The sequence below is a fragment of the Leifsonia shinshuensis genome (assembly GCF_013410375.1).
Lineage (GTDB): Bacteria > Actinomycetota > Actinomycetes > Actinomycetales > Microbacteriaceae > Leifsonia > Leifsonia shinshuensis.
In genome coordinates this window covers 4,288,702-4,309,257 of the sequence record NZ_JACCFL010000001.1, presented here as the reverse complement: position 1 = coordinate 4,309,257, position 20,556 = coordinate 4,288,702, and the positions used below count along the sequence as shown (strand labels likewise).

Below are 20,556 nucleotides of genomic sequence, written 5' to 3'. Positions count from 1 at the left end.
GATGGCGGAGGATCTCTACAGCGTGCTGGGGGTCTCCCGGTCGGCGGATCAGAAGGAGATTCGCCGCGCCTACCGGGAGAAGGCCCGCAAGTTCCACCCGGACGTCAACAAGACCCCGGGGGCGGAGGATACCTTCAAACGGATCAGTGAAGCCCACGATGTGCTGTCGGACCCGGAAACCCGCTCACAGTACGACCGGTTCGGTGAGAACTTCCGGCAGTACGCCGCCGCGGACGCGGCTCGCTCCTCCGAGCAGCCGCGCCGCAGCGGCGGCACCCGATACACGTGGAGCGGGGGCGGCGCGCAGAGCGTGAACTGGGAGGACCTCTTCGGGGGCGGCTTCGGTGGTTTCGGTCGCGGCGCCGACCACACCGCGGAGCTGGAGATCACCGTCGAGGAGGCCTACCGGGGCGGGCGGCGCACCGTGCAGGTCGCGTCCCCATACGGCGGCGCGCAGGAGTACACCATCGATATCCCAGCGGGCGCTGTCGACGGGCAGCGGCTGCGGATCGCGGGCGCAGGCGGAGCGGGCGCCGACGGACAGGACGGGGACCTGCTGGTCACGCTGCGCGTGAAGGATAGTAAGCGGTACCGGCTGAGCGGCGCGGACATCGAAACGGACCTTCCCATCTCACCGTGGGAGGCGGCGCTGGGCGCGGATGTCAGCGTGCCCACCCCCGGCGGCCCGGTCACCGTGCACGTTCCGCCCGGCTCGTCCACTGGCAGGCGACTCCGCCTGCGCGGGCAGGGGATGCCCCGCAGAGGACAGCCGGGAGACCTGTATGCGCGGGTGAAGGTCGTCGTTCCCCGCACTCTCAGCAAGAAGGAGAAGGAGCTGTTCGAACAGCTCCGCGACGTATCGTCGTTTGATGCCAGGAGAGGATCATGACCTCACATCACCTGCCCGTCCGTGTCGCCCGGGCCGACCTGGCGGCGACCGCGGTGGCCGCAGGTATCCACCCGGATACGCTGCAGAAGTTCGTCGAGCTGGGGCTGGTCACCGCCCACGTCGACACCAGCGGCCGGCTGTGGTTCGCCCGTACCGTCCCCGCCCGCGTGCACACCATCGTGCGTCTGCACTCCGATCTTGCAGTGAACTACGCCGGCATCGCACTCGTGCTCGACCTGCTCGCCCGCATCGAGCAGCTCGAGCAGCACCGGACCATCCGACTTGAAGGAGACACCTCATGGACATGAACTCACTCACTCAGAAGTCGCAGGAAGCGCTCACCTCGGCCCAGAGCATCGCGGTCCAGGCCGGTCAGATCGAGACGGATGAGGAGCATCTCCTGCTCGCACTGCTGCAGCAGGAGGAGGGGCTGGTTCCCCGACTGCTGCAGACAGCGGGTGCTGACGTGGAAGCGGTACGCGCCGACGTCGAAGCGGAGATCGCCCGCAAGCCCAGCGTCTCCGGGTCCTCCCCGCAGACCGGTCAGGTGTACGTGAGCCGCAGCCTCACCTCCACCCTGGAACGGGCGGAGCGGGAGGCAAAGCGGCTGAAAGACTCCTACATCTCCGTGGAGCATCTCGTTCTGGCCCTCGCCGACGACTCCTCCAACCGTGCCGCGTCCCGCGTGCTGCGCGGGCACGGTGTCACCCGGGAGAGCTTCCTCAGCGCGCTCACCAAGATCCGCGGCAACCAGCACGTCAACTCCGCCACCCCCGAGCAGACGTACGAGGCGTTGGAGAAGTACGGCCGTGACCTGGTCGCTGACGCCCGGTTGGGCAAGCTTGACCCGGTCATCGGGCGTGATGCGGAGATCCGCCGGGTCATCCAGATCCTCTCCCGCAAGACCAAGAACAACCCCGTCCTCATCGGCGAGCCCGGTGTCGGAAAGACCGCCATCGTGGAGGGCCTTGCCCAGCGGATCTTGAGTGAGGACGTGCCCGAGGGCCTTCGCGACAAGACCGTGTTCTCGCTGGACCTGTCTGCCCTGGTCGCCGGCGCGAAGTACCGGGGCGAGTTCGAGGAGCGAATGAAGGCAGTACTGGCGGAGGTGAAAGCAGCGGAGGGACGCATCCTGCTGTTCATCGACGAGCTGCACACCCTGGTGGGGGCGGGAGCCACCGAAGGGGCGATGGACGCCGGCAACATGCTCAAGCCGATGCTCGCCCGCGGGGAGCTGCACCTCATCGGTGCCACCACCCTCGATGAGTACCGCAAGCACATCGAGAAGGACGCTGCCCTGGAACGCCGGTTCCAGACGGTGATGGTCGAGGAGCCCGACGTGGAGGACGCGATCTCCATCCTCCGCGGCCTGCGCGAACGGCTGGAGATCTTCCACGGTGTCCGCATCCAGGACAGCGCATTGGTCGCTGCCGCCGTGCTGTCCCACCGGTACATCTCCGACCGGTTCCTGCCCGACAAGGCCATCGACCTCATCGACGAAGCCTGCGCGCGACTGCGAACCGAGATCGACTCAATGCCCGCTGAGCTCGACGAGCTGACCCGGCGGGTGACCCGCCTGGAGATCGAGGAAGCGGCGCTGTCGAAGGAAACGGACCCTGCCAGCAAGAAACGGCTGGAGGAGCTGCGCCGGGAACTGACCGACCTGAAGGCGGAGGCGGACTCCAAGCGCGCCCAGTGGGAGGCGGAGCGTCAAGCGATCCGCAAGGTCCAGGAGCTGCGCAGTGAGCTGGAGCGGCTGCGCCGGGAGGCGGAGGAAGCTGAGCGCTCCTACGACCTCAACCGTGCCGCTGAACTGCGGTACGGGGCTATCGCTGACGCGGAACGACGCCTGCGCGCCGAGGAGGAGCGTCTCACCTCCAAACAAGGCGGGCAGCGGCTGCTGAGGGAGGTGGTCACCGAGGACGAGATCGCCGAGATCGTCGCAGCGTGGACGGGGATCCCCGTGGCCCGGCTGCAGGAAGGTGAACGCAACAAGATCCTCACCCTGGACGCCACCCTCAAGGAGCGGGTGGTCGGTCAGGATGAGGCCATCACGCTCGTCAGCGACGCGATCATCCGTGCCCGCTCCGGCATCCGCGACCCGCGCCGACCCATCGGCTCGTTCATCTTCCTCGGCCCCACCGGAGTGGGAAAGACCGAACTGGCCAAAGCGCTCGCGCAAGCACTGTTCGACAGCGAGTCCGCCATGGTCCGGCTGGACATGAGCGAATACCAGGAACGTCACACCGTCAGCCGGCTCGTCGGTGCACCTCCCGGGTATGTCGGGTACGACGAGGGAGGGCAGCTGACCGAGGCGGTGCGCCGCCACCCGTACAGCGTGGTCCTTTTCGACGAGATCGAAAAAGCGCACCCGGACGTGTTCAACACGCTGCTGCAGGTCCTCGACGACGGCCGCATCACCGACAGCCAGGGACGCACCGTCGACTTCCGCAACACCATCATCATCATGACCTCCAACATCGGTGCCCATCACCTGTTGGGCTCCGATGGCGGCGCGATCCCCGACGACGTGCGAAACCGTGTGCTCGGTGAGTTGCGCGCCCACTTCCGTCCCGAGTTCCTCAACCGGGTGGACGACATCGTGGTGTTCTCGCCGCTGGGTCGTGAACAGATCCAGGACATCGTGGAGCTGCAGTTCACCGACCTGCGATCCCGGCTGGCCGAGCGTCAGATCCGCATCGAGCTGACGCCCGCGGCACGCCAGCTCATCGCCGAACGCGGCTACGACCCCGTGTACGGTGCGCGTCCGCTGCGACGCTACATCAGCCATGAGATCGAGACCCGGCTGGGTCGTGCGCTGCTGAGCGGGCAGGTGATGGACGGGTCGACGGTCACTCTGGACGTGCAGGACGGCGACCTCGTCTTCAACATCGCAGCGCCCGCCGAAGAGGAGGACACGGCGTGAGCGCGATTGTCACCTGCCCCAACTGCGGGAAGAAGAACCGTGTCCCCGCCGCCGCGTCGGGGTATCCGCGCTGCGGCGTCTGCAAGAGCGCCGTGCCGTGGATCGTCGATGCGGGCGATGCGGACTTCGCCGCGGTGGTCGAGCAGGCCCCGCAAGTGGTGCTCGTGGACTTGTGGGCGACCTGGTGCGGACCGTGCCGGATGGTCAGTCCCGCCCTCGAGAAGGTCGCCACGGAACGTGCCGGCAAGCTCAAGCTGGTGAAAGTGGACGTGGACGCCGCGCCGGAGACGGCCCGCAAGTTCTCCGTCCAGGCGGTGCCCACTCTGCTCATCCTCAACCAAGGGAACGTGCTCTCCCGCCAATCCGGAGCCGCCCCGCCGGACGTGCTGCTGCGCTGGGTGGACGAGGCGCTGCAGAAGAAGGCTGACTCGGCCGCCGGTGCCCCATGAGATACGTCGACCCACACGTCCCGCTCATCCGCCCGGTCCGTCCCCGGACACCCGGCTCATGTGAGGACTGCGTGGCGGCCGGCACGCCCTGGGTGCACCTGCGGATGTGCCGCACCTGCGGGAAGGTCGGGTGCTGCGACTCCTCCCCGATGCGGCACGCCCGCACGCATGCGCTCACGGCGGGGCACCCCATCGTGCGGTCGCTGGAGCTGGGGGAGAACTGGAGCTGGTGCTACGTGGACGAAGCGTACATATGAGTGACACGCCCGCCGCCAACCGCAGCCAGGCCGCTCAGGCCGAGACGCCTGACACCATCGGCGCCTTCCCGCGGCTCAGCGACGAGCAGATCGCGGTGCTGCTCGTACGAGGGCAGCGCCGCACACTCACCGACGGGGAGGTTCTCATCCAGCCCGGCGAGCACCCGTCCTCCCTCTATGTCGTCCTGGAAGGGCACCTGCTGACGGCGGACACCGAACTTGCGGCGGATCCGCGTCACTCCGATGAGCCGTTGGCGGTCGAGGTGCACGGCCGCGGCCGGTTCGTGGGAGATGTCGGGCTGCTGGAAGGACAGCCGTCCTTCGTATTCGTCTCCGCCATCGGCGCCGCCGAGGTGGTGGAGGTGCCCGTCGATGAGCTGGAGGCCATCGTCACCTCGGACCCGCTGTTGGGTGAGATCATCCTGCGGGCCTACCTCATCCGCCGCTCCCTGGCCATCGGGGCGGGAGCGGGCCTGCGGATCGTCGGCTCCTGCTTCTCCCCGCAGACCCGGGATCTGCTGGACTTCATCGCACGAAACCGGCTGCCCCACCGGCTGGTGGACCTGGATGAGGACGAGAAAGCGGAGCGGCTGGTCCGCCAGCTCGGCGCCACCGTCGCCGACTTCCCGCTGGTGATCCTCGGCGGCTCACGCACCGTCCTGGGTGCCACCCCGGCACGGCTTGCGGAAGAGTTGGGGATGCGCCCGCCCGCCCCGCCGGCAACCTGCGATGTGGTGGTCGTCGGCGCTGGGCCGGCTGGTCTTGCCGCGGCGGTGTACGCAGCCTCCGATGGGTTGTCGGTCTACTTGTGCGACGCGGTCGCCACCGGCGGGCAGGCGGGAACGTCAGCGAAGATCGAGAACTACCTGGGGTTCCCCGCCGGAATCTCCGGCACTGAGCTCGCCGACCGCAGCCTCCTGCAAGTGCGCAAGTTCGGTGCCACGTTGGACATCCCGACCACGGTCCGGGAGGTCGTGGAGGATGAGGACCGCTTCCGGGTGATCTTCGAAGATGGCAGGGAGGTCACCTCAGATGTGGTGGTCCTTGCCACCGGGGTGCGATACCGCTCGCTTCCCGCCGCGGGGCTGGACCGGTTCCAGACCTCGAACGTGTTCTACGCGGCAACAGCGCAGGAAGCGCGGATGTGCGTAGACACACCTGTCGCTGTTGTCGGCGGCGGCAACTCCGCCGGCCAGGCCGCACTGTTTCTTGCCCGCACGTCCTCCCGTGTGCACCTTGTGGTACGCGCCGCGGACCTGGGAGCGGGAATGTCCAGATACCTGGTGGACCAGATCCAACATCACCCCCGTATCAACGTGCTGCTGTCCTCGGAGGTCGTGGAAGCACACGGCGACAACCATCTGGAAGCGGTCACAGTCCGTCACGGTGACGTGCTGGAGAAGCTCCGCGTGGAGCACATGTTCGTCTTCGTCGGCGCCGCTCCGGCGACGACGGGCTTGAAGGTCGATGTGGCACGCGATCCCGACGGGTACATCCTCACCGGCGCGGAGGCGGAACTGGCCGGCGCGCGGACGGAAGGAAGCCCCCGCTTCTCCCTGGAGACCACCATCCCCGGGGTCTTCGCTATCGGCGATGTGCGGCACGGGTCTGTGAGGCGAATGACCTCGGCTGTGGGTGAGGGCGCCAGTGTGGTCCGGCAGATCCACGAGTACCTGAACGAGGGTCGTCACAGTCGGGTGTGCGCATGAGCTCCGACATCCAGGGACACCTGACGCCCCACGCCGCCTCGAACCCCGCAGCCGTGGGAGAACCCGCGGATCCTACGGTGGCACAGGCGGGCGTGGCTGGCGAGATCCGCTCGACGTTGCGTCGGATGAGGTGGTTTCGCCGCATGCCGGTGCTGCATATCGCCGAGGAACGCGGCGAGGGTCCGACGGTGCTGCTGCTGCACGGCATCGCCTCCTCCTCGGTGACCTTTCACCACGTGATCCCGCTGCTCGAGCGCACACACCGGTGCATTGCCATCGACCTGCTCGGCTTCGGCGAGTCGCCGGCGCCGGAGTGGGCCGACTACACCCTGGCGGATCATGTCGCCGCTATCGAGCGGACGGTCGCCTCGTTGCGGCTGCGGGAGCCGTTCATTGTGGTCGGGCATTCGATGGGCGCGCTCATCGGCGCCCGGTACGCCGCCCGGCGGCGAAAGCGAGTCGCGAAGCTCGTGATGGTCAGCCCACCTATCTATCTCGCACCTCATGAAATCGGGGACGTCATCGAGCGAGTGCGGATGGACTTCTACCTGCGGCTCTACGAGTACCTCCGCACGAACCGGGAGTTCACCCTCCGGCATGCTGCGCTGGTACAGCGGCTGCTGCCCATCCCCAAAGCTGTAGATATCACTGAACGCAACTGGGAGCCATTCATCAAGTCGTTGCAGCACTCCATCGAGTCACAGACCACCCTCAGCGACATCGCCCATGTCAATGCCCCCATCGACGTCATCATGGGCGACCTCGACGAGTTCCGCTCCGAAGCCGTGCTGCGCATCGTGGAGCGGATGAAGGGCGTCACCGTTCGGCGTGTGCGGGCAACGAACCACCTCATCGGCAAGCGCCTCGCCCAAATCGTCGCTACGACAGTGACCACAGAGTCATCGAACGGGTGCCACTCCCGTGCCGATAGGAAGGTCGAAAAACAAAGAGGTAGTAGTAGCACCGATGGGGTGAACCAAACTAACATGGGCACCGTCCGAGACATCCGACGCCACCACATCGGGAAGGAATCGATTCACTATGACAACGTCCTCCGATCCTTTCGGCGAACTTGACCGCCTCGCATCGAGCCTTCTGCAGGCTCGTCCAGGACCGCGGCTGATGCCGGTCGACTTGTACCGGGAAGCTGACCGTTACATTCTCACCGCCGACCTGCCCGGGGTTGAACCGGAGTCGGTAGACATCGACGTCGACGGTCAGTTGCTGACCATCCGCGCCCAGCGCACTGCACCCCGCACCGAGGGAGCCAAGTGGCTCGTTCAGGAGCGACCCGCGGGCACCTACCTCCGCCAGTTCAGCATCGGCGAGGGTGTCGACTCAGCCAACATCTCCGCCTCCTACGACAACGGCGTGCTAAGCCTGGTCATCCCGGTAAGCGAAAAGGCAAAACCCCGCAAGATTCATGTCCTGAGTCAGCACTCGACTCAGGAGCAACGCCCGGCCGGAGACCCATCGACGAGCCAAAGTTAGCCAGACGACAAGCCCACACCGACATAGAACATGCCGCGGATGTAGGGCACGAAACAATTCAACTCGATGCTTCTCGTTCGCGGCACGCGCCGAAAGCAAACAAGGGCGACCCTTCCCTGATGCCGAACGGCGCAACACCCGTCCTTGCAAGACCGGAAGACGGGCGTGCACCCAGCCTTCTGGTCTTAGCACGTTGGTTCATCCAGTTTTCACTAAAGGAGTAAGCCCATGACCAGCCCCGAGGCCCCTCGCAACAACCCTCCGGAACAGGACGCTAGCGAGCTCTCGTTCACCAATGACCCCCGCTGGAAACAAACGATCGCGCGGTTCTCTGACTACGCCAGTGCGCAGGCAGCGGTTGACCGTCTTGCCGACGCCGGCTTCCCTGTGGAACGAGTGGCGATCGTGGGGCTCGACGTTCGTGTCGTCGAGCATGTACTCGGTCGCTTGACAGGAGGAAAGGCTGCGCTACGGGGCGCAGCCGCTGGAGCATGGTTCGGTCTTCTGCTAGGTCTGCTGTTCGGGCTGTTCGCCCCCGGATTCGGTTGGCTGGGCATCCTGATCATCTCGGTCGCCTCCGGCGCAGTTTGGGGCGCTTTGCTTTACTTCCTTGGACACCTGGCTACGGGCGGCCGACGGGACTTTGACTCACTGGAGACCCTTGAGGCGGGCCACTACGAGGTCCAAGTGGAAGCACCATACGCTGCGGAGGCCGCTCGTCTCCTCGCGGACCAGACTGCCCACCCCGGAGACTGAAAAGGCGTTCCCCGTCAGTCTCCGTTTCGATGGCGCCGCGAGCGCCCTACACGAAGAGGTCCGTCGAGAATCAAGCAGTATCGGTTCTGTTGCGCTCCGCGATACCGCCATCCTCGTGGAAACTGACCCGTTGTCCGGAGACAATCTTCGAGACGTTGATCGATCGGATGAAGTCCCTGAAGTGCCTGCTGTCACCCGTCGAAGTTCCGGCGTGGAGCCCTTGGACTTCGAGGGGTTCGGGCGTGAGGAACCGAAAGGGTTCCAGTTTGACCTGCCCCCCGGAAAGGGTTCCAGTTTGACCTGCCCCCCGGAAAGGGTTCCAGTTTGACCTGCCCCACGGAAAGGGTTCCAGTTTGACCTGCCCCACGGAAAGGGTTCCAGTTTGACCTGCCCCACGGAAGGGTTCCAGTTTCGGTGGCTAACTGGTGGCCTGATCCGGAAGGCTCGTCCCCATGCCCCGCCCCTATCCGCCGGAGTTCCGTGCGCGCGCTGTCGCGCTCGTGCGTGCCGGCAAGCAGGCCAAGCAGACCGCTGTCGAACTGGATCCGCCAGGACGACATCGACCAAGGCCGCCGACCTGGGGTCCCGTCCTCGGAATCGGCGGAGCTGCGCGCCGCGAAGGGCCGCATCCGCGAGCTCGAGACAGAGCTGCTGATCGTCCGACAGGCGGCGAAGTTCCTCGACGAGGAGCGCCCCCGCCCAAAAGGACGCTTCTATGCCTCGTGTCAAGTCATGCGGGCGCGTAGTTCGCGGTAGAGCGCTCGGCAGACGTAGCGTTTCAGGCAGCGTCGGATCTCGCGGTTGGAGAGTCCTTCGGCTCGGCGGCGGGAGGCGTACTCACGGGTGGCGGGGTCGTAGCTCAGGCGTGTGCGGACGACGACGTCGACTGCGCGGTTGAGTTGGCGATCGCCGGACCGGGAGAGGCGGTGGCGGGTGGTGTTGCCGGATGACGCGGGCAGCGGGGCGATGCCGCCGAGCGCGGCAAACGCAGCTTCTGATCGAACGCGGCTGTGGTGGGAGTAGGCCGCGACCAGGATCGCGCCGGTCACGGCTCCGACTCCGGGGACTGCCTGCAGCCCCGGCGCCAGCGCTTCCGTGAGCTGCCCGAGCTGGCGGTGGTTCTCTCGCAGAACTTCGGTTTGCTCGAGCACGGCTCTGGCGAGTCGCCGTGCTTCTTCGCGGAACACCCGAGTTGTCGCGTCGTCGCGATTCGTGCGCCAGGCTGCGATCGTCGCGATCTGGGCGTCTGTGAGCGGCTTGCGGGCGTCGACCGAGAGCTCGATGCTGCGGACAAGGGCGGTGAGGGCGTTACGGTTTGCGGTGCGCTGCTGATCGATGAGTGCGCGGGCAGCCAGGAGTACGCGCAGTGCAGTCCGGTCCCCGCTTCGGCGTGGCTGGGCGAGCTTGTCGAGGTCTTCTCTGATCACGCTTCTTGCGGCGGCTTCCGCGTCGATCGGGTCGGACTTCCCGGTGCGGGCGCGTGACGGTCTGGCGATCGGTCGGATCTCCGTAACTTCGAACCCGCTCGCAGCCAACGCCGCGGCGATGCCCGCGCCGTAGGAGGACGTCCCCTCGATGGCCGCGAGTGTCGTCGTCCCCTGGGAGCGTCGCGCGATCCAGGAGAGCGCGCGGTTGGTGCCGGCGGTAGTGGTGGGGAAGGTGGCCGTGTCGATGATGCCGCCGGTGCGGGTCTCGACGAGGCAGTAGGTGTGTGTTCGGGCGTGGGTGTCGATGCCGACGACGTGTTCGAACTGATCGGCGACTGTGGTCATGCGAGCTCCTCTGGGATGTCAGCACTTCGGCGGGCTGGCTCGGGTGGGGTCGCTCAGAGACACATCTGTAATGAGTCACGCCATTGCGGGCGGACAGGCTTCTGATCAAGGCATCTGCGCGGGCAGGCCGAGCCGCGGCACGGTCGCGGACACGTCCTTTTCAAGACACCGCCGCGAGCGGCGGGTCGGTTCTACCCGGAGTCACACGACCGAGCCGAGGCCCAGCCTGTCAGCCGGCCGCAGGCCCGCCAGAATCCATTACAGCTCTTCCCGGTGATCGACCGCCTCGCCGACGCCGGGATCCCGATCGACCGTTGCTGCCGCGTCCTCGGAGTTGCTAGGCAGCACTACTACCGAGTGAAACGAAGCCCCCTGCAGTAAGCGCCCGGCCCGTCTTCGGCGCCTCGTGCCACACATGGGGTGTGACACTTCTTGTGGACAGTCGTTACCAGGAAGGGACGACGAGACGAGATGTCTTTAAATCGCAGGAAGTTCACCGATGAGTTCAAGGCCGACGCGGTCCAGCTCGTCGTGCAGGGCCAGCGGCCGATCGCGCAGGTCGCGCGGGAGCTGGAGATCAACGAGAGTTCGCTCGGGTACTGGGTGAAGACGTACCGCCAGCAGCACCCGGATCCCGAGACCGCCCCGGCGCCGGTGGACGCGGCGCGGATCGCGCGGCTGGAGGCTGAGAACCGGCGCCTGGCGGAGGAGAACGCGTTCCTGAAAGAAGCCGCGGCCTTCTTCGCGAGGGAGCAGAAGTGAGCGAGAAGTTCGCGCTGATGCACGCGGAGAAGGCCACCTACAAGATCGGGTTTGGGCTGACCCCGTTTCGTAGGTCCAGTCGTTATGAGAGTCGTCCTGTTGTCCGCGGTCGCGGGCAGGGAGACTGGTCAGATCATGACGAACAGCAGGAAGCGTCACACCCCGGAGCAGGTCGTCCGTAAGCTCGGGCAGGCCGACAGGATGCTCGCCGACGGTCAGGACGTCTCGGCGGTGTGCCGGGAGCTCGTGGTGTCCGAGCAGACGTACTACCGGTGGCGGAACCAGTACGGCGGCCTCAAGGCCGACGACGCAAAGCGCCTGAAGGAGCTGGAGAAGCAGAATGCGACCCTGAAGCGTCTGCTCGCGGAAGCGGAGCTGGAGAAGGCCGCGCTCAAGGAGCTGGCTGAGGGAAACTTCTAAGCCCGGACAGGCGCCGCGCCGCCGTCGATCACCTCAAGCGCAAGCTGCGGGTGAGCGAACGGATGGCGTGCCGTCTGGTCGGGCTGAGCCGCTCCGCGTATCGGCGACCGCTCAAGGGCGACACGGTCGCGGACCCGGATCGGGCGTTCAGGGAGTGGCTGCGCGCCTGGGCGAAGGACCATCCCCGCTACGGGTACCGGCGGGCGTATCACGACGCCCGCGCCGAGGGGTGGGTGGTGAACCACAAGAAGATCCAACGCCTGTGGCGTGACGAAGGGCTCCGGGTCCCGCAGCGGCGTCGACGCAAGCGCGTCGGGTCCTCGACCGTCGACGCGCCGACGGCGGACGCGCCGAACGTGGTGTGGGCGGTGGACTTTCAGTTCGACGCCGACGAGCACGGCCGACCGATCAAGATCTGCTCGATCGTCGACGAACACACCCGGGAGTGCATCGGCGGCCTCGTGGAGCGCTCGATTACCGCCGACCGACTCACCGCCCACCTCGAGGACCTCGTCGCCGCCCGGGGCGCCCCGGCGGTGCTCAGGTCGGACAACGGGCCGGAGTTCATCAGCGAGGCGATGGCCGACTGGGCCGGCACCCGCACCGGCCTGTCCTACATCCCTCCGGGCTCGCCGTGGCGCAACGGGTACGTCGAGTCGTTCAACAGCCGGATCCGCGACGAGTGCCTCAACATCAACAGCTTCTACTCGCTGCTGCACGCGCAGGTCATCATCGGCGACTGGAAGGACGAGTACAACCACCACCGCCGGCACTCCTCGCTCGGCTACCTACCCCCAGCCGAGTACGCTCGACAGTGCACCCATCAAATGGAAACCGACGACTCACAGAACGTCCGGACCGAATGAAGGGGGCGGCTCACCTCCTTGATTGCCGTCCGGTGGTCTGCCCTCGTCGACCGGTTGGGGCGACACCTCGCAACAGGAGGTCCCGTGACCTTTCGGGCGTCGGACTTAGCGGATGTCGGCGCGTAGTTGCGACGGGTCGAGGAGCTCGGGATGGTGGCCCCACTCTCGTGTGGCTTCGCTGTACCGGCCGTACGCCCCATTACGTATGCCGATAATCCTCCAGATCACCCAGGTGCAAAGTGAGCGGGCGTGCCACTTGCCCGAGCCGTCGTCATCTTCGAAATTCGGTTGACGTAGGTGCAGAGGGCCTGTGGCGTCCGGTCCGCAGTAGATGGCTGGGTCGTAGTTGTCGCCTCCCAGTCGGAGCCATCCGGGTCCGGCATGGGCCCAGTAAGCTTCGGGGTCCTCGCCGGCGTCGACTTCTGTGGCGACTATCGTCCGGTTCGCGTCGATGGCCTCATCAAGCCTCACCAGGAGGATGTTGGGTACGGCCTGTCTGCCCTGAGCACTACCGTTATGCCAGCCGTACCAGACGAGGGCTTCCTCCGGCGTCCCGAATCCGGCACTCTCGAGTAGGTGTTTGGCCTGGTCGCTCGGGATCCCGGGTGCGAGTTCTTCGCTGACATTGACGCCGGCTCGAACGAGCTCGGTCTCGAGTACGTTTAGCAACTGGCGCAGCAGTTCTGGCGACGGCGATTCAATGGTTGCCACGCCGTCGGCGAATATGATCTCCGGAAGTTCGATCATGGTGTGCCACACAACCAGGTGGTTGTCAACGCTCGCGTGGGGACGACCAGGAACTTCCGCTTCACGTCGTTCCGAGGCGAGCTCTTGAAGTTGTCGCACTTGTAGAACTGTGCCAGCTTGCTTCCCTGACGAACGTTGTCGCCCTTCGGTGCGAGCCGAAGATCTGGTGGGTTCATAGCCGGGTACCCCTCTTCAGTACTGTAGAACGGGTACTCGTCGCACTGCTCGGTGGAGGTGTCCTGTCCAGCACAGGCGCCTTGATTCGCCCAGGAGCGTCTGCCGCTATCCGGTTTCTCTGTACCGTTGGCGTAGGTTAGCCAGGCCAAGGTAGGGGTCAAAGCGATCACGTCTTTGTCATGCTGGGTCGTCACCGGGGTATCTTGCCCGCCGAAAAACACCGCGCCATTATCACAGGCGTCGTCTGGGATGTTACTCCCGGAGGCTTGCGCGAGCGTGAGCTCCTGTTCGCAGAGTTCTGCATTGGAAACGTCGATATCCGATGGGCTTGGAGCAGGCATTGGCGCTGGTACGTCAGGTGCGGGGGTGGGCCATTGGGGGGTCGGTGCTCCCGAGGTGGCGCGGTTTTGAGCCGCTTTGGCAGCTTGATTGGATTCCCAAACGGGGTCTTGCCGGCTGGGAGCGCTCCTGGGGGTGACGCCCACCGGCCCACTCTGGGTAGAGCAGCTGACGTATCGGAAGTCGACCCATGAGCAGCCGGATGGGAGCGGGGCGTCGTAGTCGATCGTTGCCCATTCTGGGTGCGCGTCGGTGACTGCGGCTGCCGTTGCGATGCCTGCTGCGGCGAGCATTTTCGTGATCTGTTGAGGTGTAAGCGTCGCCAGGTAGGACTTAAGGAATTGGGCGATCGTCTTTCCTCCGCCAGTCGCGACATTGCACGCAGCCTCTTGATCGTTGAGAGACGTGGAATTTGTGTGAGTGCCGATGGGGAAGAGTGTCAGACATGCCTCAGCCGGCGCCATTCCTGCGACTGCGACAAGTGCCAGTGAGACTGCGGAATCTAGATCGTGGCCACCTCCGACATTCTCGCTCGTACCGTATACAGAGGACGCGTACGCGACCGGATCCGAGTTGAGCCGAATCTGCAACCGGAACGCGTCGATCGTGCCGATCGTTGTGGAGCCTTTGAAGTTGACCGATACCGGATAGGTCTGCGGTCGTCCCTGGTTGGAGGTCGGGATCGTTTGCGACGACAGGTTTGTCCATGTCGTCGGGCTGGTGCGCGCCTGCAGGATTAGATTGCAGTTGTAGGTATTGCACGGTCCGTCGGGAAGCGCGTAGTAGGAGGCAGTAGCGCTCAGTTCCCATTTCAGCTGCCCTGTGGCGGAGTCGCGGCTGATCGAGCTGATCTGAAGGGTTGTCATGGTTGTGGGCATCGCATCCTCGACAGGGGTCCACGCGGATGTGGCCACGCTGGTGCCGTTCACATTGGTTCGAGCCCGAACTGCGCTGATCGACCTCGTTGTCGTCTGACCCGTGAGGTGGGCTTGCACGGGGTACTGCAGGGGGCTTCCGCCGTTGCCGGTCAGTGCGAGACCGCTCGATCCGAGTTGGACGACGCCAGCGCTGGTCTGTGCCTCGATGATCAGACTGCAGCCATACGGCGAGCAGCCGTTTGTGGCGCCGATCGCGTAGTAAGACGTTGACGCGTCGACGTCGTACTGCAGCTGCCCGGTTGTCGGGTCGCGGGTGATCGAGTTCACTGAGATCGATGCGGTTGGTGCGGGGACCGAGTCAGTGACCGGAACCCAGTCGGACGTCGCGACGACCGATCCGTTGATGTTGACTACCGCGTGCAGTGCGGTCACCGGGGTGGTGATCATCTTGCTGCCGGTGAGGTGGGCTTGCACGGGGTACTGCAGGGGGCTTCCGCCGTTGCCGGTCAGTGCGAGACCGCTCGATCCGAGTTGGACGACGCCAGCGCTGGTCTGTGCCTCGATGATCAGACTGCAGCCATACGGCGAGCAGCCGTTTGTGGCGCCGATCGCGTAGTAAGACGTTGACGCGTCGACGTCGTACTGCAGCTGCCCGGTTGTCGGGTCGCGGGTGATCGAGTTCACTGAGATCGATGCGGTTGGTGCGGGGACCGAGTCAGTGACCGGAACCCAGTCGGACGTCGCGACGACCGATCCGTTGATGTTGACTACCGCGTGCAGTGCGGTCACCGGGGTGGTGATCATCTTGCTGCCGGTGAGGTGGGCTTGCACGGGGTACTGCAGGGGGCTTCCGCCGTTGCCGGTCAGTGCGAGACCGCTCGATCCGAGTTGGACGACGCCAGCGCTGGTCTGTGCCTCGATGATCAGACTGCAGCCATACGGCGAGCAGCTGGAGGCGGTGAGGGCGTAGTACGACGTCGACGCATCGACCTCCCAGCGCAGCTGCCCGGTAGCGGGGTCCCGGCTCACGGAGTTGACGCCGAGTAGCGCTGATGCCGCCGGCAACGAATCCGTGACGGGGATCTGATCACTGACGAGAGCCATGGGGTCATTTCCGCTGCTGGCTACCACGACGAGAGCGGTGACAGCCCGCACCTTCGTCGCACCGGCAAACTGCAGAATGCGAACTGCGGAAGTCTGCGGCGCGGCGCCAGTGGTCTGAGGCGATGGGGTGATGCCTTGGCTGGTCAATGCAGCCCGGCTGCCATCAGAAAAGACCGCGTAGAGGGTCGCACCACAGCCACCCTGGGTTCCGTAGGGGCAGTAGCCTGTGCTCGAGACGTTGACTGCTGCTGTTGCGTCCCATGTGAAGTAGCCCGTGCTGGTAGCGCGACTCGTCGAGTTGACGCTCAGGCTTATGTCACCGCTGGCTGAGGCTGGAGAAGCTCCAATCCCGAGAGCTAGCAGCAGAACCCCGGCAATCGACAGCCAACGAACTCTCATGATCCCCCATACCAACCTTGACACTTCCAGTGCCACTTGCGGCATCTGAGAAACACCACAGCCAACAAGCTAAGGGCGACGAGCGCGGGGTAAATAGACCCCGAACTGGGTACGGACGCTCTCACTGTTTTGTTGGACTCGCATGAGTCCTGCGTCGACCGTGGGACCTGCCGTTCAGCTACCCGGAGGACGAGCGGTTTGCGAAGCACGTGCAATCTCCAGACCGATGGTGTCTGCCATGTCAACCACGGAACGGGACAATTGCAGAAGGCTGCTAGTCAGCGGCTCATGCTGAGTTCTTCGGCCTCTTCTTCCGTCACAGCTCCGACGAGCTCGGCAATCTTCACAACTATGTCTTCCAGGGGCTCTTCAGCCGTACTGAATCCACCACGCGATGCGAGCGTCGGGGTGACCTGGTCAAGCTCCTCGAACGTCACCCCATGCATGACAGGAACCAAGAGACTCCTGCGCAGCAAGGCGCTGAGCTCGTTACTCGCGATGCTTCGGTCTGTACGCAGCTTGTCGAGCATGGCGGGCGTCACCAGCACGAGTCCCATGCGCGAGTTCACCAGTCCACGGTCGATGGCTACCCGCATGTCCGTGCCAGGTCGCAGGCTCACCTCGCTGAACCACACCGACACGTCTTCTCCGAGGAGCAACTTGTAGACCTCATTCGCGGCCGCCTGACGGTCGGGCCAAGCGTGACAGAGGAACACGTCATTCACCTGAGTCCGCACGACGGTCGCGGCCCTGACAGGCTCTAGGTTGCGCACCTGCTGTTGCGTGTACGAGACCGTCGACCCGCTGGGCTGCCACGCCGGGCGGCCGTCACCGCTTCCCGAGCCCCCGCTGCCCGATAATCCCCCGCTCCTACGCACGGGTGCGGTCGTGGTGGGGTAGGGCGGGTAGGACCGAGGCGGCGAGTAGTAAGAACGCCCATAGCCGGACGAGCACGCAGGGCAGTTCGCGCGACCGCTTGCCGTGCGATGGCCTTCTCTTGGAGCTGTGCATTGAGCCATGTGCCGATGATAGTGACGACCCACGACACCGGGCGCCGCTCCGCCCGTAAGCCGGTCAATCAACGGGACTCTCGCGCCGTCCCGATCCCAACTCGACGGATCGCGCATTTCGTTATGCAGGCGATTCCCGTAATAGCCGCCCGCAAACATGCCCGGTGATCGCGCGTCAAACGCAACAGCGTTCGCTCATGCTCATCGGTTATGCCCACGTCTCCACAAACGCGCAACATCTCACTGCGCAACGCAACGCTCTCAGGGCGGCCTCGGAGACGACAACATGCCATCGTTTTGTGCTCAGCACGTGCGTCGAAGCGCCCCTATGGGGCAACGGACACTTGAGTCGAGGCCGGGGGTGTCAGGCACACTGGAGGGGTGGAGCGCGAACCACCCCGACCGAGGCCGTTTGGAGTGTCGGGGGAAGAAGCAGTTGAGTTGTGTAGAGAGTGGATGATCTATCTCGGCGCAGCTGACTCGGTCGTGGCCGCTGGGGCCGCACGAAACTCCTGCGATCTCTATAGCTCTCGCTACCTGGGCTGGGTTGATAACGGCCGTGGAAACCTCGACGTCGACGCCGTGGAGAAGGCTGCGGCGCTGGCAGATGCAGACGGACGTCAGCCGCTTATCTTCTTGCGCGGCGGTGTACGCCCTGTTGCCCAAGAGCGGGCCGACGTTCTTGGGGTGGCACTCCTTAACTATCGGGAACGGGACCGTGCCCTCGACGGTAGAAGCCGTATCGGGCGGGAGATCATCGCGAATGGATTGGCCAAGTAACGGCCGGGCCGCCGGCTCATCGAGACAATGTGGGCGACGATGCGTCGACGCTCGCCGTTGGTGTTGCGGCGCCGTTTCTCGCGGCACGGGCCAATTCTTCCCGAGCGGCGATTCGAGACTTCTCGATGGTTTCTTCCCGTAGCTGTCGCTGCATCGTGGCGGCCAGTTCCTCTTTTGCGGCCTCGATCGTCGAGGCGATGACGAGGGCATCGTTTCGCGACCGTCCGCGAGTAAGCCCGACGTAGAGGCCGGCGGCATCGACGCCGGGACCAACGATGGCGCGATCGGTGGTTTCGCCTTGGACGCCGTAGACGGTGCTGGCGTAGCCGAGGTGAAGGTTGGCGCTTGCGTAATCGCGAGTGATCCGTCGTAGCGAGCTTGAGTCGGAAGTGCACGCCAGTGTGAGGTGCTCGTCCGTGATGCTCCTAATGATCCAGTTCTGACGGTTCTCTACTCCGGATGCGTTGTCGTTCCTTCGGGTCTGAACCACATCGCCAACGAACACCGGCTGCTCCGACTGGCCCACTGCGAAAGTTCGTGTGTCCAAAGCTCCAGACTCGATTCTTCGGGCCTGAATCGCTTCGTTGATCCGTTGGGCTTCTGCGTGCGTACCTGTGACTAGCGCGATCGTCTCAGCCTTGCGCGATGACTCGAGCCACGCGGCGACCATCGTTTGGTGTGCTTCAGCTTCGCTTGTGACGAGCATGAGATGCCCCGCATGTTCGATCTCTTCTGCGATCGCTCGAGACTCCGCCAGACCACGTGAGTCGCGTACGCGCGCGGACAGGTCAGCCCATTCGGGGTCACGGAAGCGGTGGATCTCGGTTAGTTCGATCTTCTCGAATGCTGACCGGCGGAAGAGGGCCATTGCGCCGGAGTGCCCGACGGGGAGGGCCTGGTAGTCGTCACCGACGACGGCGACGGTAGCGCCGGTGCGGTGGATGATGTCGATGAGGGCGTTGGTGGCTTCAAGGTCCAGCATGCCGGCTTCATCGACGACGATCCGGTCACCAGGGCGGATCCGGGTGCGCGGGCCCTGGTATTGCTGCCCGGTTGATGGGTCAGTGTCGCCTGGGTTGAGGCGTGTCCACTCGGTGTTGCCGGCGATGCCGGTGCTCCATCGCCAGCCGTAGTCGTGAAGGAGCTGGTGGAGGCTGGAGGCGGCCGCGTCGGTTTCGCGTCCGGCGACGGTGGAGGCTTTCTTGGTGGGGGCGACGATGATCATGTTTCGCCCGTGGCGTCGCAGGGTGGCGCCGGCGACCTTGAGCATGGTGGTTTTGCCGGTGCCGGCCGCTCCTGTGATGGCGACGACGGATGCGGTCCCGGCAATAGCGGATGCGCCATCGGTTTGATCGGTGTCCAGGACTCGCTCGGGGTCGAGCGCGTGAGCGATCGCCGTGATCTCCTCGACGGGGGCCGCGGCGCCGGGCGCGGACAGTGCTTCAATTCGGTTGGCAATCGTGGCCTTCAGCGCTGCCGTAGAGGTGGCCATTCTGGACTTGATGTGCGCGGGTACATCGGGTTCGTCGACCAGTGTGACGGTGTGTGCTCGTGCTGCGGCGATGACCTGCTCGGCTGCGGTCGCAAGTTCCGTCCGCTCGGCGATGACGCCGGTCGCAGCGAGGGCGCGGATTGCGCCGGCGCGGACGTCGATCATGCTGAACCGGCCACCGGTGCCGGTCGATCGGGCGTCAGCATCGACGATGGCTCTGGCGGCAAGGAGCTCGATGTCGAGATCCGCGATCGATGCTGAAGACGTGTCGATGGCCGCGCGCTCCAGGCGGAGTGCGGGGTCGGCGGTGGCAAGCTCGTCGCGGACAAGCTCGGCCCAGTCGTCTTCGTCCAGATCGCCGGGCTTGTTCGGTCGGCCCGCGGCCCAGGCCCATCGGTCAATCTGGTTCAAGACGTCATGGGACGGTTCCTGTCCGGGGTGCTGTTGCTTCCACCAAGCGGTGCGGGCGATCTTGTTGGCTTCAATCTGCGCGGACCGCTTCGACAACGGCCGTACCAGGTGCTGCAGTTGGGCGATCTCCCCATCCTCGTTGAGAGTGAACCCTTTCGCGGCGAGGGCGGTGATCCATGCGGGGTCGGTGCGGGCGGCGAGGTCGCCTTCAGCGTTGATGACGTTTTGGAACCGCAACGCCACCCGGGTGTCCACGTTGGACCATTTCCCGTCGATGCCTTGGACTTTCACGTTCAACCACAGGTGCCGGTGCTTGTGCGGGTCCAGCGACCGGGAGCGTTCATGCTTGAGCTCGACCACCTCGACCCGAGCAAGGTCTTCCCGGATGCAGCCGCCCTTCCCACGCCGCGCGTTGAGTTCCTCCTGCCAGAGGTGGATGATCCGGTCCCGCAGCCGGTCCTGGAGGTCCTCGTACGCCGCGTTCAACTCCGGGTCCAGCATCGCCGCGATGCTGAACGACTTCGGCGCGTTGATCGTCGCATCCAACACCAGATCCGCGTTCGGGGAGGACATCTCGAACCCGCGATGCTCTCCGGTAAGCGGGTCGCCGCCATCGACCCAGGTGCGCAACTGCTTCCGGGTGAGCAGATCATCGCGGATGGACCCGTTCTCCACGATGTACCGGGTCATCACCGCGCCCGCGTAATCCGCCGCCGCGAGCACCCCTTGCGCGGTCCTCGCGGTCAGGTGAGAGTCGCAGACACCGCCGAACGCGTAAGCGATCGCTTGCCTCACCCCCTGTGAGGCAACCCCTCGTTTCCACCGCGCTACGCCCCCGCGCATGCCGCCCAGGATACTCGCATTTCACAGAAAGTGCCTGCGTGCATCAGCTCTTTCCGCTTCCTTTCCCCCGCTTAGGTTC

At 65.2% G+C, this 20,556-nt stretch carries 16 protein-coding genes and 2 pseudogenes; 13 read left to right on the top strand and 5 right to left on the bottom strand.

The window, feature by feature from the left end:
- The first annotated feature begins 1 nt into the window (after position 1).
- From HNR13_RS20710 to HNR13_RS20665, 10 genes and pseudogenes are all read left to right on the top strand, one after another.
- Entirely contained in the window at positions 2–889 is an 888-nt protein-coding gene (locus tag HNR13_RS20710) for a DnaJ C-terminal domain-containing protein (protein ID WP_179608807.1), read from the top strand.
- A complete protein-coding gene (locus HNR13_RS20705) occupies positions 886–1,197 on the top strand; it encodes a chaperone modulator CbpM (protein WP_179608805.1) in 312 nt (103 codons plus the stop codon). Before HNR13_RS20710 ends, HNR13_RS20705 begins: the two co-directional genes overlap by 4 nt.
- Positions 1,188–3,815: an ATP-dependent chaperone ClpB gene (gene clpB, locus HNR13_RS20700; RefSeq protein ID WP_179608804.1), complete on the top strand. Its 2,628-nt coding sequence runs from the start codon at positions 1,188–1,190 to the stop codon at positions 3,813–3,815. Before HNR13_RS20705 ends, clpB begins: the two co-directional genes overlap by 10 nt.
- On the top strand, positions 3,812–4,264 hold the full coding sequence (trxA, locus tag HNR13_RS20695; protein ID WP_179608802.1) for a thioredoxin: 453 nt from the start codon (positions 3,812–3,814) through the stop codon (positions 4,262–4,264). Before clpB ends, trxA begins: the two co-directional genes overlap by 4 nt.
- Positions 4,261–4,521 carry a UBP-type zinc finger domain-containing protein gene (locus HNR13_RS22115; protein ID WP_175985811.1) on the top strand — a complete coding sequence of 87 codons (261 nt, stop codon included), beginning with the start codon at positions 4,261–4,263 and terminating at the stop codon, positions 4,519–4,521. Before trxA ends, HNR13_RS22115 begins: the two co-directional genes overlap by 4 nt.
- Complete coding sequence (locus HNR13_RS20685; RefSeq protein ID WP_179608801.1) at positions 4,518–6,230, top strand: FAD-dependent oxidoreductase; 1,713 nt, start codon at positions 4,518–4,520, stop codon at positions 6,228–6,230. Before HNR13_RS22115 ends, HNR13_RS20685 begins: the two co-directional genes overlap by 4 nt.
- A complete protein-coding gene (locus HNR13_RS20680; RefSeq protein ID WP_218881283.1) occupies positions 6,227–7,306 on the top strand; it encodes an alpha/beta fold hydrolase in 1,080 nt (359 codons plus the stop codon). Before HNR13_RS20685 ends, HNR13_RS20680 begins: the two co-directional genes overlap by 4 nt.
- Complete coding sequence (locus HNR13_RS20675; RefSeq protein WP_179608799.1) at positions 7,272–7,721, top strand: Hsp20/alpha crystallin family protein; 450 nt, start codon at positions 7,272–7,274, stop codon at positions 7,719–7,721. The genes HNR13_RS20680 and HNR13_RS20675 overlap by 35 nt, the downstream gene beginning before the upstream one ends.
- A gap of 228 nt (positions 7,722–7,949) precedes the next feature.
- Complete coding sequence (locus HNR13_RS20670) at positions 7,950–8,477, top strand: YflT domain-containing protein (RefSeq protein WP_179608798.1); 528 nt, start codon at positions 7,950–7,952, stop codon at positions 8,475–8,477.
- Positions 8,478–8,929: 452 nt separating this feature from the next.
- Positions 8,930–9,167, top strand: a pseudogene (locus HNR13_RS20665) (transposase); the annotation flags it as partial.
- A gap of 35 nt (positions 9,168–9,202) precedes the next feature.
- Here the strand turns inward: HNR13_RS20665 and HNR13_RS20660 are convergent.
- A complete protein-coding gene (locus tag HNR13_RS20660) occupies positions 9,203–10,249 on the bottom strand; it encodes an IS110 family RNA-guided transposase (RefSeq protein ID WP_179608796.1) in 1,047 nt (348 codons plus the stop codon).
- A gap of 471 nt (positions 10,250–10,720) precedes the next feature.
- Between HNR13_RS20660 and HNR13_RS20655 the strand changes: the two are divergent.
- Together HNR13_RS20655 and HNR13_RS20650 are read left to right on the top strand one after the other, a co-directional pair.
- A pseudogene (locus HNR13_RS20655) lies at positions 10,721–11,061 on the top strand (transposase); the annotation flags it as partial.
- Between the two features lie 85 nt (positions 11,062–11,146).
- A protein-coding gene (locus HNR13_RS20650; protein ID WP_179608795.1) for an IS3 family transposase occupies positions 11,147–12,297 on the top strand; the annotation gives its coding sequence in 2 pieces (ribosomal slippage) (positions 11,147–11,417 and positions 11,417–12,297; 1,152 coding nt in all).
- 105 nt (positions 12,298–12,402) lie between these two features.
- Here the strand turns inward: HNR13_RS20650 and HNR13_RS20645 are convergent.
- The 3 genes from HNR13_RS20645 to HNR13_RS22110 form a co-directional block, all read right to left on the bottom strand.
- Positions 12,403–13,044: a hypothetical protein gene (locus tag HNR13_RS20645; RefSeq protein WP_179608793.1), complete on the bottom strand. Its 642-nt coding sequence runs from the start codon at positions 13,042–13,044 to the stop codon at positions 12,403–12,405.
- Complete coding sequence (locus HNR13_RS20640) at positions 13,041–15,977, bottom strand: NucA/NucB deoxyribonuclease domain-containing protein (RefSeq protein WP_179608792.1); 2,937 nt, start codon at positions 15,975–15,977, stop codon at positions 13,041–13,043. The genes HNR13_RS20645 and HNR13_RS20640 overlap by 4 nt, the downstream gene beginning before the upstream one ends.
- Positions 15,978–16,219: 242 nt before the next feature.
- Positions 16,220–16,666 (bottom strand): toll/interleukin-1 receptor domain-containing protein, encoded by a 447-nt coding sequence (locus HNR13_RS22110; protein ID WP_208041631.1) that lies wholly within the window; start codon positions 16,664–16,666, stop codon positions 16,220–16,222.
- 741 nt (positions 16,667–17,407) lie between these two features.
- On the opposite strand from HNR13_RS22110, the gene HNR13_RS20630 reads away from it, so the two are divergent.
- On the top strand, positions 17,408–17,731 hold the full coding sequence (locus tag HNR13_RS20630; RefSeq protein WP_179608789.1) for a hypothetical protein: 324 nt from the start codon (positions 17,408–17,410) through the stop codon (positions 17,729–17,731).
- A 16-nt stretch (positions 17,732–17,747) separates the two neighbouring features.
- Here HNR13_RS20630 and HNR13_RS20625 read toward each other — a convergent pair whose 3' ends face one another.
- Positions 17,748–20,429, bottom strand: coding sequence for an AAA family ATPase (locus tag HNR13_RS20625; protein ID WP_307794792.1), 2,682 nt, complete (start codon positions 20,427–20,429; stop codon positions 17,748–17,750).
- Positions 20,430–20,556: the final 127 nt, after the last annotated feature.

What these genes read in the sequence shown, in the direction of transcription:
- clpB (WP_179608804.1), top strand. Translation starts at nt 1,188, where the DNA reads ATGGACATGAACTCACTCACTCAGAAGTCGCAGGAAGCGCTCACCTCG.
- HNR13_RS22115 (WP_175985811.1), top strand. Translation starts at nt 4,261, where the DNA reads ATGAGATACGTCGACCCACACGTCCCGCTCATCCGCCCGGTCCGTCCC.
- HNR13_RS20630 (WP_179608789.1), top strand. Translation starts at nt 17,408, where the DNA reads ATGATCTATCTCGGCGCAGCTGACTCGGTCGTGGCCGCTGGGGCCGCA.
- HNR13_RS20710 (WP_179608807.1), top strand. Translation starts at nt 2, where the DNA reads ATGGCGGAGGATCTCTACAGCGTGCTGGGGGTCTCCCGGTCGGCGGAT.
- HNR13_RS20660 (WP_179608796.1), bottom strand. Translation starts at nt 10,249, where the DNA reads ATGACCACAGTCGCCGATCAGTTCGAACACGTCGTCGGCATCGACACC.
- HNR13_RS20675 (WP_179608799.1), top strand. Translation starts at nt 7,272, where the DNA reads ATGACAACGTCCTCCGATCCTTTCGGCGAACTTGACCGCCTCGCATCG.
- HNR13_RS20685 (WP_179608801.1), top strand. Translation starts at nt 4,518, where the DNA reads ATGAGTGACACGCCCGCCGCCAACCGCAGCCAGGCCGCTCAGGCCGAG.
- HNR13_RS20680 (WP_218881283.1), top strand. Translation starts at nt 6,227, where the DNA reads ATGAGCTCCGACATCCAGGGACACCTGACGCCCCACGCCGCCTCGAAC.
- HNR13_RS20645 (WP_179608793.1), bottom strand. Translation starts at nt 13,044, where the DNA reads ATGATCGAACTTCCGGAGATCATATTCGCCGACGGCGTGGCAACCATT.
- HNR13_RS20670 (WP_179608798.1), top strand. Translation starts at nt 7,950, where the DNA reads ATGACCAGCCCCGAGGCCCCTCGCAACAACCCTCCGGAACAGGACGCT.
- HNR13_RS20705 (WP_179608805.1), top strand. Translation starts at nt 886, where the DNA reads ATGACCTCACATCACCTGCCCGTCCGTGTCGCCCGGGCCGACCTGGCG.